The organism is Paracoccus aerius (assembly GCF_014656455.1).
Classification (GTDB): Bacteria; Pseudomonadota; Alphaproteobacteria; order Rhodobacterales; family Rhodobacteraceae; genus Paracoccus; species Paracoccus aerius.
In genome coordinates this window covers 74,645-90,428 of sequence record NZ_BNCL01000010.1, presented here as the reverse complement: position 1 = coordinate 90,428, position 15,784 = coordinate 74,645, and the positions used below count along the sequence as shown (strand labels likewise).

Annotated in this window: 17 protein-coding genes; 4 read left to right on the top strand and 13 right to left on the bottom strand. The window is 67.7% G+C overall.

The features are described 5' to 3' along the window. Positions 1-38: 38 nt before the first annotated feature. The 8 genes from IE224_RS12800 to uxaC form a co-directional block, all read right to left on the bottom strand. Positions 39-1,433 (bottom strand): mannitol dehydrogenase family protein, encoded by a 1,395-nt coding sequence (locus IE224_RS12800; RefSeq protein ID WP_373305558.1) that lies wholly within the window; start codon positions 1,431-1,433, stop codon positions 39-41. Position 1,434: 1 nt separating this feature from the next. Then, entirely contained in the window at positions 1,435-2,175 is a 741-nt protein-coding gene (gene kduD / locus IE224_RS12795; RefSeq protein ID WP_191310886.1) for a 2-dehydro-3-deoxy-D-gluconate 5-dehydrogenase KduD, read from the bottom strand. Continuing rightward, positions 2,172-2,999: a 5-dehydro-4-deoxy-D-glucuronate isomerase gene (gene kduI, locus IE224_RS12790; RefSeq protein WP_191310884.1), complete on the bottom strand. Its 828-nt coding sequence runs from the start codon at positions 2,997-2,999 to the stop codon at positions 2,172-2,174. Before kduI ends, kduD begins: the two co-directional genes overlap by 4 nt. A gap of 11 nt (positions 3,000-3,010) precedes the next feature. Next, positions 3,011-3,292: a cupin domain-containing protein gene (locus IE224_RS12785; RefSeq protein WP_191310882.1), complete on the bottom strand. Its 282-nt coding sequence runs from the start codon at positions 3,290-3,292 to the stop codon at positions 3,011-3,013. Next, complete coding sequence (locus IE224_RS12780; RefSeq protein WP_167620999.1) at positions 3,289-4,569, bottom strand: TRAP transporter large permease; 1,281 nt, start codon at positions 4,567-4,569, stop codon at positions 3,289-3,291. Before IE224_RS12780 ends, IE224_RS12785 begins: the two co-directional genes overlap by 4 nt. A 1-nt stretch (position 4,570) precedes the next feature. After that, complete coding sequence (locus IE224_RS12775; RefSeq protein WP_191310880.1) at positions 4,571-5,104, bottom strand: TRAP transporter small permease; 534 nt, start codon at positions 5,102-5,104, stop codon at positions 4,571-4,573. Between the two features lie 64 nt (positions 5,105-5,168). Beyond that, on the bottom strand, positions 5,169-6,164 hold the full coding sequence (locus tag IE224_RS12770) for a TRAP transporter substrate-binding protein (RefSeq protein ID WP_167621001.1): 996 nt from the start codon (positions 6,162-6,164) through the stop codon (positions 5,169-5,171). 22 nt (positions 6,165-6,186) lie between these two features. Further along, positions 6,187-7,593 (bottom strand): glucuronate isomerase, encoded by a 1,407-nt coding sequence (gene uxaC / locus IE224_RS12765; protein ID WP_191310877.1) that lies wholly within the window; start codon positions 7,591-7,593, stop codon positions 6,187-6,189. A gap of 81 nt (positions 7,594-7,674) precedes the next feature. Here uxaC and IE224_RS12760 point away from each other — a divergent pair, with 81 nt between their 5' ends. Then, positions 7,675-8,379: a GntR family transcriptional regulator gene (locus IE224_RS12760; RefSeq protein WP_167621003.1), complete on the top strand. Its 705-nt coding sequence runs from the start codon at positions 7,675-7,677 to the stop codon at positions 8,377-8,379. Between the two features lie 81 nt (positions 8,380-8,460). Here IE224_RS12760 and IE224_RS12755 read toward each other — a convergent pair whose 3' ends face one another. The 4 genes from IE224_RS12755 to IE224_RS12740 all read right to left on the bottom strand — a co-directional run bounded on the left by IE224_RS12755 (position 8,461) and on the right by IE224_RS12740 (position 12,005). After that, positions 8,461-9,360, bottom strand: a complete 900-nt coding sequence (locus tag IE224_RS12755) for a TonB family protein (protein WP_191310875.1) — start codon at positions 9,358-9,360, stop codon at positions 8,461-8,463. Further along, positions 9,357-9,809 carry a TonB system transport protein ExbD gene (gene exbD / locus IE224_RS12750; RefSeq protein WP_167621005.1) on the bottom strand — a complete coding sequence of 151 codons (453 nt, stop codon included), beginning with the start codon at positions 9,807-9,809 and terminating at the stop codon, positions 9,357-9,359. Before exbD ends, IE224_RS12755 begins: the two co-directional genes overlap by 4 nt. Before the next feature lie 3 nt (positions 9,810-9,812). Continuing rightward, a complete protein-coding gene (gene exbB, locus IE224_RS12745) occupies positions 9,813-10,844 on the bottom strand; it encodes a tonB-system energizer ExbB (protein ID WP_191310873.1) in 1,032 nt (343 codons plus the stop codon). Positions 10,845-10,979: 135 nt separating this feature from the next. After that, positions 10,980-12,005: a siderophore-interacting protein gene (locus IE224_RS12740; RefSeq protein WP_191310871.1), complete on the bottom strand. Its 1,026-nt coding sequence runs from the start codon at positions 12,003-12,005 to the stop codon at positions 10,980-10,982. Between the two features lie 126 nt (positions 12,006-12,131). Between IE224_RS12740 and mobA the strand changes: the two genes are divergently transcribed. Further along, positions 12,132-12,740, top strand: a complete 609-nt coding sequence (gene mobA / locus IE224_RS12735; protein ID WP_191310869.1) for a molybdenum cofactor guanylyltransferase MobA — start codon at positions 12,132-12,134, stop codon at positions 12,738-12,740. A 15-nt stretch (positions 12,741-12,755) separates the two neighbouring features. Further along, positions 12,756-13,469: a TspO-related membrane protein gene (locus tag IE224_RS12730; RefSeq protein ID WP_191310867.1), complete on the top strand. Its 714-nt coding sequence runs from the start codon at positions 12,756-12,758 to the stop codon at positions 13,467-13,469. Here IE224_RS12730 and IE224_RS12725 read toward each other — a convergent pair. Beyond that, positions 13,448-14,824, bottom strand: coding sequence for a cryptochrome/photolyase family protein (locus tag IE224_RS12725; protein ID WP_191310865.1), 1,377 nt, complete (start codon positions 14,822-14,824; stop codon positions 13,448-13,450). The genes IE224_RS12730 and IE224_RS12725 overlap by 22 nt on opposite strands. A 119-nt stretch (positions 14,825-14,943) precedes the next feature. Between IE224_RS12725 and cobA the strand changes: the two genes are divergently transcribed. After that, complete coding sequence (gene cobA, locus IE224_RS12720) at positions 14,944-15,684, top strand: uroporphyrinogen-III C-methyltransferase (protein ID WP_229849369.1); 741 nt, start codon at positions 14,944-14,946, stop codon at positions 15,682-15,684. The last annotated feature ends 100 nt before the right edge of the window (positions 15,685-15,784 follow it).

Here is a 15,784-nt window from a genome sequence, read left to right as displayed (position 1 = left end):
CCATGGTGGGCGAGGGCCCAGGCCCTTGGCCCTTGGTGTCAGGCGTCGACGCGGCCCACGACCATGGCCCGCGCGCCGTCTTTCATCAGCCCCGACAGCGCCGCCGTCAGGTCCGCCGCGAAGCCCGCATCGTCGCGCAGCGCGGGCGGAAAGACCTCGGCCAGGGCCAGGAAGCCCACCACGGTCTGCGCCGGATCGTCGCGCCACAGCGCGGCAAGGCGCGGGGCCAAGGGATCCTTGACCTCGATCACCGCGCCCTGTTCGTCGCGCCCCGAAGCGTATCGCATCCAGGCCGCCACGGCCAAGGTCAGACCCGGCACGGCGCGGCCCGCAGCGCGGCCCTCTGCAATGGTGCCAAGGATGCGCTGCGGCAGCTTCTGGCTGCCGTCCATGGCGATCTGCCAGGTCCGGTGCCGGATCGCCGGATTCGCATAGCGCGCGGCAAGCGCATCGGCATAGGCGCCCAGATCCTCGCCGGGCGGAGGGGTCAGGGCCGGGATGATCTCGTCCCGCCACAGCCCACGCACGAAATCGGCAAAGACCGGATCGGCCATGGTTTCGGCGATGGTCTCATGGCCGGCCAGATAGCCCAGATAGGCAAGGCTGGAATGCGTGCCGTTCAGCATCCGCAGCTTCATGTGTTCAAAGGGCGTCACGTCGGCGACCATCTGCACGCCGACCGCCTCGAAGGCGGGGCGGGGGCCGCAGAAATGATCCTCGACAACCCATTGGCGGAAGGGTTCGTGCATCACCGGCGCTTCATCGCGATACCCGGTCGCAGCCTCCAGCCGGTCCAGGTCGGCGGGCGTGGTCGCAGGCACGATCCGGTCCACCATGGTCGCGGGGAACGCGCCCTGCGCCTCGATCCATTGGGCCAAGGCTGGGTCGATCAGGCGGGCAAGTTCCCCAACCACGCCCTGCACCACCCGCCCGTTTTCCGGCAGGTTGTCGCAGCAAAGCACGGTGAAGGGCGGCAGCCCCGCCGCGTGGCGAAGGGCCAGGGCGCGGACCAGGAAACCCGGCGCCGATCTTGGCAGCGGATTTTCCAGGTCGTGCCGGATATCGAGATGGTCGCGGTTCAGGCGGCCTGTGGACGGCTCGTGGCAATAGCCCTTTTCCGTCACCGTCAGGCTGACGACATGCGTGTCGGGTGCGGCCATGACATCCAGGACGGCCTGCGGGTCTTCCGGCGCGACCAGCACGTCGCGCAGCACCGTGACCACCTGCGGCTTCTCGCCGTCCGGTCCCAGTTCAAGCGCGGTATAGGCCCAGCCCTGCGGGCGCAGCCTGTCGCGCGTGCCCGGCGATTGCAGCGAGACGCCCGTGATGCCCCAGTTCCCGGCCTCGGCCACATAGACTGCACCATGAGCGCGGAAGAAGGCGCCAAGGCCCAGGTGGACGATGCCCGCCTTGGGCGTGGGTTCGCGGTGCAGCCTATCGGGCAAGCCAGCCTCCATCGACATTCAGGATCGCGCCGTTGACATAGTCGGACGCAGGCGCCGAGAGGAACACGGCGGTCTGGCCGATATCTTCGGCCCGGCCCCAGCGGCCCGCCGGGATGCGGTCCAGGATCGCGCGGTTGCGGACCGGATCGGCGCGCAGGGCGGTAGTATTGTTGGTCTCGATATAGCCCGGCGCGATGGCGTTGACGTTCAGCCCGGCGGCGGCCCATTCGTTCGCCATCAGCTTGGTCAGGCCCGCCACGCCGTGCTTGGAGGCGGTATAGGACGGCACCCGGATGCCGCCCTGGAAGGACAGCAGGCTGGCGATGTTGACGATCTTGCCCCGCCCGCGCGGCAAGGCCGCCCTGGCGAAGGCTTGGCAGGTGAAGAACAGCGCCTTGAGGTTGGTGTCCATCACCTCGTCCCAGTCGGCCTCGGTGAAATCGACCGCATCGGCGCGGCGGATGATGCCCGCGTTGTTGACCAGGATGTCGATGCGTTCGCTGGCAAAGACATCGCGCGCGGCCATCGGGTCGCTGAAGTCCAGCCGCATCTGGCGGCCTGCCTTTTCAGAAACCTGGCCCATCAGCGCCAGCGTCTGATCGCAATCACGCCGGCCCGCGGCGATCACCTCGGCCCCCGCCTGTGCCATGGCCACGGCGATGGCCTGGCCGATGCCGGTGTTGGCGCCGGTGACAAGCGCTGTCTGGCCGTCCAGGGAAAACGCGCTCACCGCAGATCCCCCGGCTGGACAAAGTCCATGTCGGTGTAATCGACGTTGTCGCCCGCCATGGCCCAGATGAAGGTATAGCCGCCGATGCCCGCGCCCGAATGGATCGACCAGGGGGGCGAGATCACCGCCTGTTCGTTGCCCACGAAGATATGGCGGGTTTCCTGCGGCTCGCCCATCAGGTGCAGGACGCGCGATTCCGGCTCCATGCCGTGATACAGGTAAGCCTCCATCCGGCGGTCGTGGACATGGGCAGGCATGGTGTTCCAGACCGAGCCGTCCTCGAGCGTGGTATAACCCAGCACGAGCTGGCAGCTTTCCATCACCAGGGGGTGGATGAACTGGCGGATGGTGCGCTTGTTCGAGGTCTCGACCGCGCCGGTCTTCATCTCCTTCGCCTCGTCGACCGTGACCAGGCGGCAGGGCAGTTCGCGATGCGCGGGGCAGGAGGTGATGTAGAACCGCCCCATGCCGCTGAAGGTGACCGCGCCCGATCCCATGCCGAGGTAAAGCACGTCGCCCTTGTTCATCTGCCAGGTCTGGCCCGCCGCCGTGACCGATCCGGCCTCGCCGATATTGACGATGCCCATCTCGCGCCGTTCCAGGAAGGTCGCGGTTTTGGTTTCGGCGATCTTGTCCAGCGTGATGTCGGCGCCGTCCGGGACCGCGCCGCCTACCACGAAGCGGTCGTAATGGGTATAGACCAGCCGGATTTCCGCCCGGGCGAACAGCCCCTCGGCCAGGAAATTGCGGCGCAGGGCTTGGGTGTCCATGCCTTTCGCATGATCGGGATGAACCGCCTGGCGGGTTTCGACATGGGTGGTCATAGCAGAGCCTTTCACAGGAAATCGTCGCGGCGGGGGGTGAAGCTGTCGATCAGCTCGCCCCCTTCAAGACAGGTGCAGCCGTGCTGGGCATGGGACGGGATGACAAAGGCGTCGCCCGGCCCGACCTCGAATTCGCGGCCATCCACGGTGAAGCGATAGCGGCCCGTCTGCACATAGGTCGATTGCACATGGGGGTGGGAATGCAGCGCCCCCTGGTCGCCCGCCCGGAAGGCGAAGCGGACGACCATGAGTTCGGGCGAATGGGCCAGGACGGTGCGGATGGGATCGCTCATTTGAACACGCTCGGCAGCCACAGCGACAGGGCGGGGACATAGGTCACCAGCATCAGCACGGTCAGGCCCGCGATATAGAAAGGCCAGACGCTGCGCATGGCTTCCCAGATCGATATCCGGGCCACGGCGGCGGCGACGAACTGGACCGGGCCCAGCGGCGGCGTGTTTAGCCCGATCCCCAGGTTCAGGATCATGATGACGCCGAAATGCACCGGATCGACGCCAAAGGCCGCGACCACCGGCAGAAAGATCGGCGTCGTGATGATGATCAGCGGCGACATGTCCATGAAGGTGCCCAAAACCAGCAGCACGATGTTGATCATCAGCAGGATCACCAGCGGGTTGTCCGACACCGACTGCATCCAGTTGAGCGAGATCTGCGCCACATGCAGATAGGCCATCAGCCAGCCGAAGGCGCCCGCCATGCCGATGATCAGCAGCACCATCGCCGTGGTGCGCACTGCCTGCTGCGTGGCATGGACGAAGTCTCTCCAGGACATGCTGCGATAGACCAGCACCGTCACCAGGACGGCGTAGATGACCGCGATGCAGGAGCTTTCGGTGGCCGTGAACACGCCCGACCGCACCCCGCCGAAGATGATCGCGATCAGCAGCATCCCCGGCAGCGATTGCAGCAGATAGTATCCGACTCGGGCAAAGCCGGGAAAGGCCTCGGTCGGGTAGCCGCGCTTGCGGGCGACGATATAGGCCGTGACCGACAGCGCCGCCGCCAGCAGCAGGCCGGGAATGATGCCCGCCGTGAACAGGTCGGCGATGGAAATCCGCCCCCCGCCCGAGATCGAGTAGATGATCATGTTGTGGCTGGGCGGCAGAAGCAGCGCGATCAGCGCCGACATCGAGGTCACGTTGACCGCATAATCCGCGCCGTAGCCGCGTTCCTTCATCTGCGGGATCATGATGCCGCCGACGGCCGCGGCCTCGGCCACCGCCGATCCGGAAATGCCGCCGAACAGGGTCGAGGCCGCGATGTTGACCTGGCCCAAGCCCCCACGGACATGGCCGATCAGCGATCCGGCAAAGGCCACGATCCGCGCGGCGATGCCGCCCCGGACCATCAGGTCGCCCGCGAAGATGAAGAAGGGAATGGCCATCAGCGTGAAGACGGAAATCCCCGCCGACAGCCGCTGGAAGACCACCAGCGGCGGCAGGCCCATGTAACCCACGGTGGCCAGGCTGGATATGCCAAGGCAAAAGGCGATCGGCGTGCCGATCAGCATCAGGACGGTGAAGACGCCGAAGAGGATCAGGTATTCCATGTCAGGCCTCGGTCATGAGGATGTCTTCGGCGTCGGGCTCGGCCTCGGCCTTGCGTCCCGACAGGCGGTTCAGCAGGTGTTCCAGCACGAAAAGCGTCATCAGGACGCCGCCCACGAACAGCGGCATGTAGGAAAAGCCGCCGGGCAGCCGGATCACCGGCAGCGTCGAATCCCAGGTTCGCTCCATCAGCTGCCAGCCATAGACCGCCATGCCGATGCTGAAGGTCAGCACCGCCAGATCAGACAGCGCCCTCAGCCAGGTTCCCGCGCCTTCGGGCAGGAAGAACAGCAGCACGTCGAAGCCCATGTGGAAGCTTTCATGAACCCCCACTGCGGATCCAAGGAAGATGAACCAGCTCATCAGCAGGATCGCGACGGGTTCCACCCATAACAGGCTGTCGTTCATGACATAGCGCATGAAGACCTGCGCGAAGACGATGATCGTCATCGCCACAAGCCCGCTTCCGGCCAGCCACAGGCTGATCCGCGAAAGCAGGGAATTGAGACGCGACAACGCGGCGATGCTGCCCAGCATGGCGTCACCTTTTCGATTTCAAGAATGGAAGAAGCCCGCGGCGAAAGCGCCGCGGGCTGGATGGTTACTGGGCCGGCTGGGTTTCCCGGATGCGCTTGACCAGATCCTGCGCTTCGGGCGTGGTCACGTATTTTTCATAGACGGGGGCCATTGCCTCGATGAAGGCGGTCTTGTCCACGTCCCTGATGACCTCGGCGCCCGCCGCGATGACCTTTTCCTCGCTGGCCTTTTCCTGTTCCGCCCAAAGCTGGCGCTGAATGGTGGCCGAGTTCTTGGCAGCCGTGCGCATGATCTCCTGGTCCTCGGGCGACAGTTTCTCCCACGAGGTCTTCGACACCGCGACCAGTTCCGGGACCATCAGGTGCTGGTCCAGCGTGAAGTATTTCGCGACCTCGGCATGGCCCGAACTGTCATAGGAGGGGAAGTTGTTTTCGGCCCCGTCGATGACGCCGGTCTGGATGGACGAATACACCTCGCCGTAAGGCATCGGTGTGGCATTGGCGCCCAGGGCCGACATCATGTCCACGAAAACGTCGTTCTGCATGACGCGGAACTTCATGCCCTTCAGATCCTCGACCGTCTGGATCGGCTTCTGCGAGTTGTAGAAGTTGCGCGCGCCCCCATCGTAATAGGCAAGGGCGATCAGGTCCTTTTCCTCGAAGGCGGCGGCGATCTCCTCGCCGATGGGACCGTCCATCACCGCGTGCTGGTGTTCGGGAGAGGTGTAGAGATAGGGCAGCGACAGGGTCTGCGTGATTGGCACGATGTCGTTGAACGACCCGAACGAGGCGCGCACCATGTCGATCACGCCGAACTGGGTTTGCTCGATCGTGTCCTTTTCCTCGCCCAGCTGGGACGACGGGAAGACCTCGATGCAGATGCGGCCCTCGGTCTTTTCCTTGACCTCGGCGGCCATGGCCTTGACGCCCTCGACGGTCGGATAGCCGTCGGGATGGGTGTCGGAAGACCGAAGGGTGATTTCGCATTCGGCCGCCGCGGCACCGCTTGCGAAGGCGGCCGAGATCAGCAATCCGGCGAAGGTGGTCTTGACGAACTTCATGGTTTCCTCCCGTTGGTGAAGCTCAGAGTTTGTAGGCCTTCTTGGCGAGGCCGTAGGTCAGGTCATGCGCCAGGTCGGATGCTTCGTCCTCGCGAAGTCGTCCGGTGGCGACAAGGGTGGCAAGAAAGGCGCAATCCACGCGGCGCGCGACATCATGGCGCGCGGGGATCGAGCAGAAGGCGCGGGTATCGTCGTTGAAGCCCACGGTGTTGTAGAAGCCGGCGGTTTCCGTGGTCATCTCGCGGAAGCGGCGCATCCCCTCGGGGCTGTCGTGGAACCACCAGGGCGGGCCAAGCCGCAGGCAGGGATAGACCCCCGCCAGGGGCGCCAGTTCGCGCGAATAGGCGGTCTCGTCCAGCGTGAACAGGATCACCGTCAGGTCGGGGCGCATCCCCACCGCGTTCAGCAATGGGCGCAGGGCCGCGACGTAATCGGTGCGGCCGGGAATGTCGAAGCCCTTGTCGCGGCCATGCACCGCCATGACCGGATCGGAATGGTTGCGCCGCGATCCGGGGTGGATCTGCAGGACCAGCCCGTCCTCAAGGCTCATCCGCGCCATTTCGGTCAGCATGTGACCGCGGAAGGCATCGGCTTCATCCGCGCTGCACTGGCCGCGCAGGGCCTTGCCGAACAAGGCCGCGGCATCGGCCTGTGCCAGATCCTCGGTCCGCGCCGTGGCATGGCCGTGGTCGCTGGAGGTCGCGCCGTGGTTTTTGAAGAACGCCCGGCGCGCCCGGTGCGCGTCCAGGTATCCGTCCCAGGTCGCGGTGTCGAAGCCGGTCTGTTCCCCCAGCAGCGCCACGTTGTCGGCAAAACCCGCCATTTCGGGATCCACCACCCCGTCGGGGCGATAGGCGGTGACGACGCGGCCGTCCCAGCCCGATTCGCGGATCATCCGGTGCCAGCGCAGATCGTCGGTCGCGGCTTCGGTCGTGGCGATGACCTCGATGTTGAACCGCTTGAACAGCGCGCGGGGCCGGAACTCGGGGCGCGCCAGGCAGTCGGCGATGTGGTCGTAATACCAATCCGCCGTTTGTTCCGTCAGCGGCCGGTCGATGCCGAAGACATGCTGGAAGCTGTGGTCCAGCCACAGCCGCGACGGCGTGCCACGCAGCAGGTGAAAGTTCCGCGCGAACAGCCGCCAGATCTTGCGCCCGTCGGTCTCGGTCGGCCCGCCATCCACGCGCGGCACACCCAGATCGGTCAGCGCCACGCCCTGGCTGCACAGCATCCGGAAGACGTAATGGTCAGGCGTGACGAACAACTGCGCCGGATCGGGAAAGGGCTGGTCCTCGGCGAACCAGCGGGGATCGGTATGGCCGTGGGGGCTGACGATGGGCAGGTCGCGGATATCCGCATAAAGTCCGCGTGCCAGGTCGCGGGCGCGTCCGTCCAGCGGAAACAGCCGATCCTCGTCCAGCAAGCCCATCCTCCCCCCATCGAGTCGCACTTGTATCGCAACTACTCATCTAATATGCTAGTTTGCAAGAGTGGTCAATGAGGTGTCGTGATGCCGTCTCCACGAGGTCTGTCGCTGATCGATCTGCCGGTGCTGGACGGCGGGCGGACCCGCACGGTCACCGACCAGATTTTCGAATTGCTTTACGACCGCGTCGTCAACCTGACCCTGCCGCCGGGCGCCAAGCTGTCCGAGGCCGAGGTGGCGGCCCAGATGGGCGTGTCCCGCCAGCCGGTGCGCGACGCCTTCTACCGGCTGTCGCAACTGGGCTTTATCGAGATCCGGCCGCAACGCGCGACCATCGTGACGCCCATCTCGGAAGAAGCCGTGCTGCAGGCCTATTTCATCCGCGCCGCGCTTGAAGAGGCTTGCATGCGCGTCGCGGTCGACCGCCTGACCGATGATCATTTCGCCGCGCTCGACGGCCTGATCGACCTCCAGGCCGAGGAAATCGCGGCAGGGAACCGAAGGCGGTTCCATGCCTTGGACGACCAGTTCCACCACGACATCTGCACCTTCGCGGGGGTTGAGTTCGTGTGGACCCTGGTCAAGGAAAACAAGGGCCACATGGACCGGGCGCGCTATCTGTCGCTGTCCTATGGCGCCGATACGGCTTTCAAGGAACATCGCGAGATCCTGGGCGCCCTGCGTCGTCGCGACGCCCCGGCAGCCGTCCTGGCAATCCGCCAGCACCTGAGCCGGATCGAGGCGATCATCGCCCGCCTGCGCATCGACCAACCGCAGGTCTTCGCCTGAGGCCCTGGCCTTCGCCTTGGCGAAAAGATCCTCGGGGGAGTGGCCGTCAGGCCCCCGGGGGCGGACAGCCCCCGTCCCGTGTCAGCGGACCTGGAGATTGATCGGCAGGTCGAAGGCGTAACTGGCATCGGTCAGTTCGGATGGCGCACGGGGGCAGCGCCCAGCACGCTGCGCCGCCTGGACCGCAGCCTGGTCCAGCGCCGCAATTCCGGACGACCCGGCGACCCCGACCCCCTGGATCGAGCCGCTGCGGGACACCGACAGGCGCAGCGTCACCCGCCCGCCTTCGCGGACCCCGCGCGGCGCCGACGCGCGGCGGCTGATGCAGGACCGGATCTGGCCGCCCCACTGCGACATCAGGCTGGCCTTCTGCTGCGGGCTTGGGCCGGCGGCGCCGGTGCCGCCCGCGCCCTGGTCGGCGCGACGGGCTTGCTGCTGCGGCGCAGGCTGTTCTTGGCGGCGCGGTTCCGCCTGACGCTGCCGTTCGGGTTCGCGACGCTGTTCCCGGCGCGGCTCGGCCTGACGAACCGGTTCCGGCTCTCGCTCGGGGCGGCGCTCGGGGCGGGCAGAGCTGCTCAGCGCGACGGCGGGCGGGGTTTCCAGTTCCGGCGGCGCGGGCGGAAACAGTTCGGCCATGTCGTCAAGCGGTTCCAGTTCCGGCAGCGGCGGCAGATCCAGCGGTTCCGCCACCTGTTCCGGCTCGGGCTCGGGTTCGGGCTGGGGCTCGGGTTGAACCGGTTCCTCGGCCACCTCCTCCGGCTCGTCCGCCGCCTCCTCGACCGGGGCTATGGCTTCCTCGGCCGGCTCTTCGGCGGGGGCCAGGTCCACGAAGACGGGTTCCGGCAGGCCCGGGGGCGGGGCCCCGGCCTCGGCCCGGTGCATCAGCCACAAGGCACCGCCCAGATGCAGCGCCAGCACCAGGACCGAGGCGCCGCCCCACAGCGCGCCGTCACGGATCATGCTGCCGGCGCGGCCGGTCATTGCCCAGGCTCCGCAGGGGCGGGCGCGGCCCCGGTGGTGGATTCAAGCCCGACAAGAGCGATCTTCAGATAGCCCGTGTCGCGCAGGGTGTTCATGGTCTCCATCAGGTCGCCATAGGCCACTTCGCGGTCGGCACGAAGGAAGATGCGCTGCTCGCGGTCCCCGCCGGTCGCGGTGGCCAGGGCGGCGGCAAGGCCGCCCGGCGCGATGTCCTGGTTGCCAAGCGCCAGCGTCAGGTCGGGCTTGACGGTCACATAGACCGGCTGGTCGGGGCGTTCCGCCGGGGTGGCATTGGACACCGGCAGGTCGACATTCACATCGACCGTCGCCAGCGGCGCCGCGACCATGAAGATGATCAGCAAGACCAGCATCACGTCGATGAAGGGGGTGACGTTGATCTCGTGGTTCTCGACCAGGTCGTCACCGGTTTCGCGGATCCCGCCTGCCATGGCTCAGCCCTCCTTCGCGACGAGGCCGCGGAAATCCAGGTCGCGGCTGACCAGTTGGCGCACGCCCGCCGCCGCATTGGCAAGGCGCAGGCGATAGCCGGTGATGCCGCGGGCGAAGACGTTGTAGATCACCACGGCCGGAATCGCCGCAACCAGGCCGATGGCGGTTGCCAGCAGCGCCTCGGCGATGCCGGGGGCCACCACGGCGAGGTTCGTGGTCTGAGATTCGGAAATGCCGATGAAGCTGTTCATGATCCCCCAGACGGTCCCGAACAGGCCCACGAAAGGCGCGGTCGATCCGATGGTCGCCAGCACGCCGGTGCCCCGGCCCATGCGACGGCCGGCCACGGCCTCGATCCGCTCAAGCTGGGATTCGACCCGTTCCTTGACGCCGTGGTCGCCCGCGATCTTCAAGGCGGGTTCTGACCGACGGTATTCCTCGGCGGCCTGGCGGATCATGCGGGACACCGCATCGCGCCGGTTGCCGCTGGCCGCCACGGCGGCATCGAGCGAGCCTGCGCGCTGGATCCGGCGGATGCCCTTTTGGGCGGTCGCGCTTGCACCCCACAGTTCCAGGGCCTTCACCACAAGAACCGTCCAGGTGATGACCGATGCGATGGCAAGGCCGATCATCACCGCCTTGACCACGATATCCGCGGCCCAGAACATCCCCATCGGGGACAGGTCATGGGGCAGGTTCGGATCGCGCGCGGGCGGCGTCAGGATTGGCGCCAGCGCATCCTGCATCGTCTGGGGCAGGAACTGGGCCACCGGCGCAGGCTCGGCTGGCTGGGTCTCCGCTGGCTGGGGCACGGCTGGCTGCGGCGCGGCAGCCGGGGCGGAAGCGGCCGGATCCGCCGTGGTGGCCGGCGGGGCGGCAAGGGGCGCGGGTGCCGCCGGCTGTTCGGCCTGGGACTGGACCTGGGCTTGCGGCGGTGCAGTCGGCGCATCCTGGGCTTGGGCCAGCGGCGCCAGCAGACAGGCCAATGCAAGGGCAAGGGCCGGGCCAGGACGGAACAAAGGCAGGTGGGTCATGGCATTCCTTGGCTTCCTGATCCGCAATCGGCGGATGCGATGCAGTCGACGCAGGGACTCGGACCGTCCCGCAGATTTCGGGCCGGTATCAATCAGCCATGTAAAATTGTCAACTATTCGGACCGCGTTGCGCCCTCATGCGGTCCAATAGGCTGCAAGATGCGCACGCGAGGCCGGGATCTTCCCGGTGGCGACGGCTTCCTTCAGCGGCGTCAGGCGCGACCGCTCCGTGGCAAACCAGATCCCGTCTGCGGCAATCCCATGCCGTTGCAGGATTCGGGCCAGGTCCGCCTCGCCTCGGGGGGCGTGGATCACGCGGATGCCGGGGTGACGGGGCAACGGATAATCCGCCGTTGCGCCGAACAGGTAGCAGTCGCCCGTGCCGTCCGGCGCGGCGGCTTCCAGGATGCGCGCCAGGGCAGGATAGGCGGTCTCGTCGCCGCCGATCAGCAAGACCTTTCCCCTGGCGATCCCGCCGCCGCCAGGCCCGGTCAAGCCGACGAGAGTTCCGGGCACTGCCGTTGCGGCAAAGCTGCAGGCCCGTCCGGTGTCGTGGATGAACACATCCGTCTCCAGCCAGCCTGCGGCGACATCGACATGGCGCACGGTATAGGCGGGCCGGTGCAAGGCCGCTGCGCCCGCAGGCCAGATCGTGCGCCCATCGGGGCCGATCACCGGCCATGACGGCGTGCCTGCCCCCTGGGGCTGCAGGACCAGGCGGAAGTGGATCAGGTCGCGGGCAAAGCGGCCTAGATCGTCTCCTTCCAGCCGCAGCCTGATGAAATCCGCCGCGATCCGCTGCGATCCCGCCACGCGGGCAAGGCTGAAGTTCGGCGGATGCGCGCCCGGACGATCAAGCGAGGACCAAGCCGGATCCAGGCCTGCCAGGCTGCCGTCTAGGTGCTGCTCGACCGTTTCGCGCAGTTCGTGCAGCCGGTCGCGCGAATGGGCGCGGACGTAAAGGATGCTGCCGGTCGGCCCCATCTTCGCCCCGAACTCGCTGCCGTCGGGCAACTTGCACCAGGTGGACCGGCGGTGGCCATTGTGCAGGTCAAGACCAAGTTCGGCGGCCTTCGAGCGGATCAGGGCATCGATGCGGTCGAAGGGCAGATCGGGCAGCGAGGCCTCGGTCTGGAAAGGGGGCAGGGGATCGTGTCTCATGCGCGGACGGTCCTGGCGGCAGGCGATGGGCGCAAGGATGCGCCCAGATGCCCGCGTCCGCAACCGTCAGCGGCTGGCCACCAAGGCGGCCTTGCCACCGTTTTCCTGCCGCGCGACAAAGGAAACATGACCCGTCCCCCCGCCATCATCCTTGCCGGAGGCCTTGCGACCCGTATGGGCGGCGGCGACAAGTGCCTGCTGGATCTGGCCGGGCAGCCCATGCTGGCCCGGATCATCGACCGGCTGGCGCCGCAATGCGGGGGGGTCGCGTTGAACGCCAATGGCGATCCGGCCCGGTTCGCGGCCTTCGGCCTGCCGGTCCTGCCCGACGGCCTTCCGGATTTTCCGGGACCGTTGGCCGGGATCCTGGCGGGAATGGACTGGGCAGCCCTTGTTGGGGCCGACCGGGTTCTGTCGGTGGCGGGCGACACCCCCTTCTTTCCCGCCGACCTTGCCGAACGCCTTTCCCGCGCCGGCAACGGCATCGTCCTGGCCGCCAGCCGCGACGCCAAGGGGGTGGTCCGCGATCACCCGACCTTCGGGCTGTGGCCCACGGCCCTGCGCGACGATCTGCGCGCCTTTCTGGCAGGGGGCGGGCGCCGGGTGCGCGGCTTTGCCCAAGTGCAGGGCGCGGCCACCGCCGCCTGGACATCGGGTCCGGTCGATCCCTTCTTCAACATCAACACGCCGGGGGATCTGGATCTGGCCCGTGCGGCGTTACGATCGCAGATGTGACCAAACGGAGCCCATATGCGCAGAACGCTTTCGATCCTTGTCCTGCTGGCGGCGGTGGCTTTTGCCGTCTCGCCCATGCTGTCGAACGGCTTTGGCGGCTATCGGCCCGACCAGTTCCCGATCCCGCAGGCCGATCCGCCGATCCAGCCGGCGGGCTGGGCCTTCTCGATCTGGGGGCTGATCTTCGCCTGGCTGGTGGTCGGATCGGCGTTCGGCGCCTGGAAGCGGCGCGAGGATCCCGACTGGCAGCCGATGCGGCCCGCGCTGCTGGTCAGCCTGGCCCTTGGTGCCTTCTGGATCGAGACCGCGCATCGCACCCCTATCGGCGCCACCGTCCTCATCGTGGCGATGCTGGTGCCGGCGCTGGCGGCCTTTCTGCGCGCGGGGCGGCAGGATGCGGTCTGGCAGGTGCGGCCCGTGGCGCTTTACGCGGGCTGGCTGACGGCGGCGACGGGTGCGTCCTTCGGGCTGGTGCTAGGGGGCTTTGGCGTGATGTCGGAACAGGCGGCGGCGATCCTGTGCCTGCTGGCGGTCACGGGCGCCGCCCTGGCGGTGCAGGCGGCGCGGCCCGGCGAATGGGCCTATCCCGCCGGCGTCATCTGGGCACTGACCGGGATTTTCGTGGCGAACCTGTCGCCCGCCAATGTCCCGGTTCTGGCGCTTTCGGCGCTTGCGGTCCTGATCCTGGGCTGGCGCGCGGCAGGGGGCTATCGCTTGAACCGGGCATAGGCCTCAAGCGCCCGCTGCCGGCCCTGTCCCAGATCGATGGCGGGCAGGGCAGGGGCTTGCGGATCAAAGCCCCAGGCACGGGGCACCGCTGCGGCGAACTCGCGCGTGCCGTCGGCGCCCGGCTTCAGCCAATGATCCTGGTAGCGCCGCTTTCCGTCGAACTTGGCGGCCTGCCCTTCGGGGTTGAAGACCCGGAAATAGGGCGAGGCATCGGGTCCGCAGCCCGCTACCCATTGCCAGTTCATCGCGTTGCTGGCCGGATCCCAATCGGTCAGGCACCGGGCGAACCAGTCCAGCCCAATCCGCCAGTCCGTCATCAGGTGCTTGACCAGATAGCTGGCGGTGATCATGCGCACGCGGTTGTGCATCCGGCCCGTGGCATACATTTCCCGCATCCCGGCATCGACCATCGCAACGCCGGTCCGGCCCTGCCGCCAGGCCGCGGCATCGGGACTGTCGCCGCGCCAGGGGAAGCGGTTCCAGTCCGGCTTCCAGCAGGACCGGGCCATGTCGGGTGCTTCGTCGAACAGGTCGCGGGCAAAATCGCGCCAGGCCAGTTCGCGAAGGAAATCCTCGATCCCGCCCCGGCCGGAGTCCTGCGCGTGCAGCGCCCTGTGCCACAGGCGACGGGCGCTGATTTCCCCAACCGCAAGGGCGTCCGACAGGCCCGAGGTCGCATCGGGGTCGGCCGGCAGGTCGCGGCGCGCGCCATAGCGGGCATCCACGCGGCCCAGAAAGGCCTCCAGCCGGTCGTGCGCCTTGCTTTCCCCGGCCTGGACATGGCGGGCCATGACATCCCAGCCGCGATTCATGGCCGCCCGCGCCTCGGGCCAGTCTAGGCGATCGCTGTGGGGCCAGTCGGCTGGCGGGGACAGGCGCGGTGCGGGCAGGGGCTGGGCGATGGGCATCTTGCGCAGGGCGCGCCAGAAGGGGGTGAAGACCTTGAAGCGGGTGCCGCCGCCGGTCAGCACGCTGCCGCGCGGGACCAGGTCGGCCAGCGGATGCAGGTGCAGTTGCGCCCCCGCCCCTGCGGCCACCGCATCCAGCCCCGCGTCGCCGGCAAAGGGCGATCCCTGCGTCGCATGGACCGCACGGGCGCCGCTGTCGCGGATGACCTGGGCCAGCACGGTGGCCGGATCGCCGCGCCGCACGACCAACCGGCTGCCAGCCCTTCGCAAGCTGGCGTCAAGGTCGGGCAGCGCCATCGCCTGCCGCTGGGCGGATGCGGGGTGGTCCCGCGCCTCGGCCGGGTCCAGGATCACCAGGGGAATCACCGGCCTGTCCTGGGCGGCGGCGACAAGCGCGGGATGGTCGTCCAGCCGCAGCACACGGCGAAACCAGCAGATGACGGTCATGGCTTTCCTTTTGTTTCTTCCCGGCTCACGTCGCTGCGGGGCGGAAAGTTTCACCCCGGCGGATTGTCTGGCCCGCGATGGGTGGTATAGCTGGAAATCCCCGGACGAAAGCCGCCCCGTTGCCTGAACCCGCCCCCTTTCCCGGTTTCGTGTCGCTCGTATCCGCCGGGCCGGGCGATCCCGAACTGCTGACCCTGAAGGCCGTGGACCGCCTGGCGCGGGCCGATGTGGTGCTGTTCGACGACCTGGCATCCGGGCCGGTGCTGGATCACGCGGGACCGAAGGCCGAACTGATCGCGGTGGGCAAGCGTGCCGGGCGTCCCTCGGCCCGGCAGGATCACGTGAACGCGCTGCTGGTCGAACATGCCCTGGCGGGGCGCCGGGTGGTGAGGCTGAAATCGGGCGACGCGGGCTTCTTCGGCCGGCTGGAGGAGGAGCTGGTGGCGCTGGCCCAGGCGGGTATCGGGTTCGAGATCGTGCCCGGCGTCACCTCGGCCAGTGCGGCGGCGGCGGCGGCGGGGATCCCGCTGACCCGGCGGCTGACCGCGCGGCGGGTGCAGTTCATCACCGGGGCGGACGTGACGGGCCAGCTTCCCGGCGACATCAACTGGGCGGCCATCGCCGATCCGGCCGTCACCACCGTGGTGTTCATGGGCCAACGCAGCTTTCCCGAGCTGGCACGCGGCCTGCGTGCCCATGGCCTGCCCGGCGACACGCCCGCGCTATTCGCGGAATCGGTGGGCCATCCCCACCAGCGGCTGATCCGCACCACGGTGGACGGCATGGCCGCGATGATGGAGGCTTCGGCCGTGTCGCAGCCGGGCCTGATCATCTATGGGCCGCTGGCCTTCGACATCTAAAGATTTCGTTAAAACCTTTGAAAAGCAACCTTTTCCGAGGACGCGGATTAGGGTTCTGTTAGCCAAGGCCCCCGGAGGGCTTCTGGCTGAATCGCGCAAC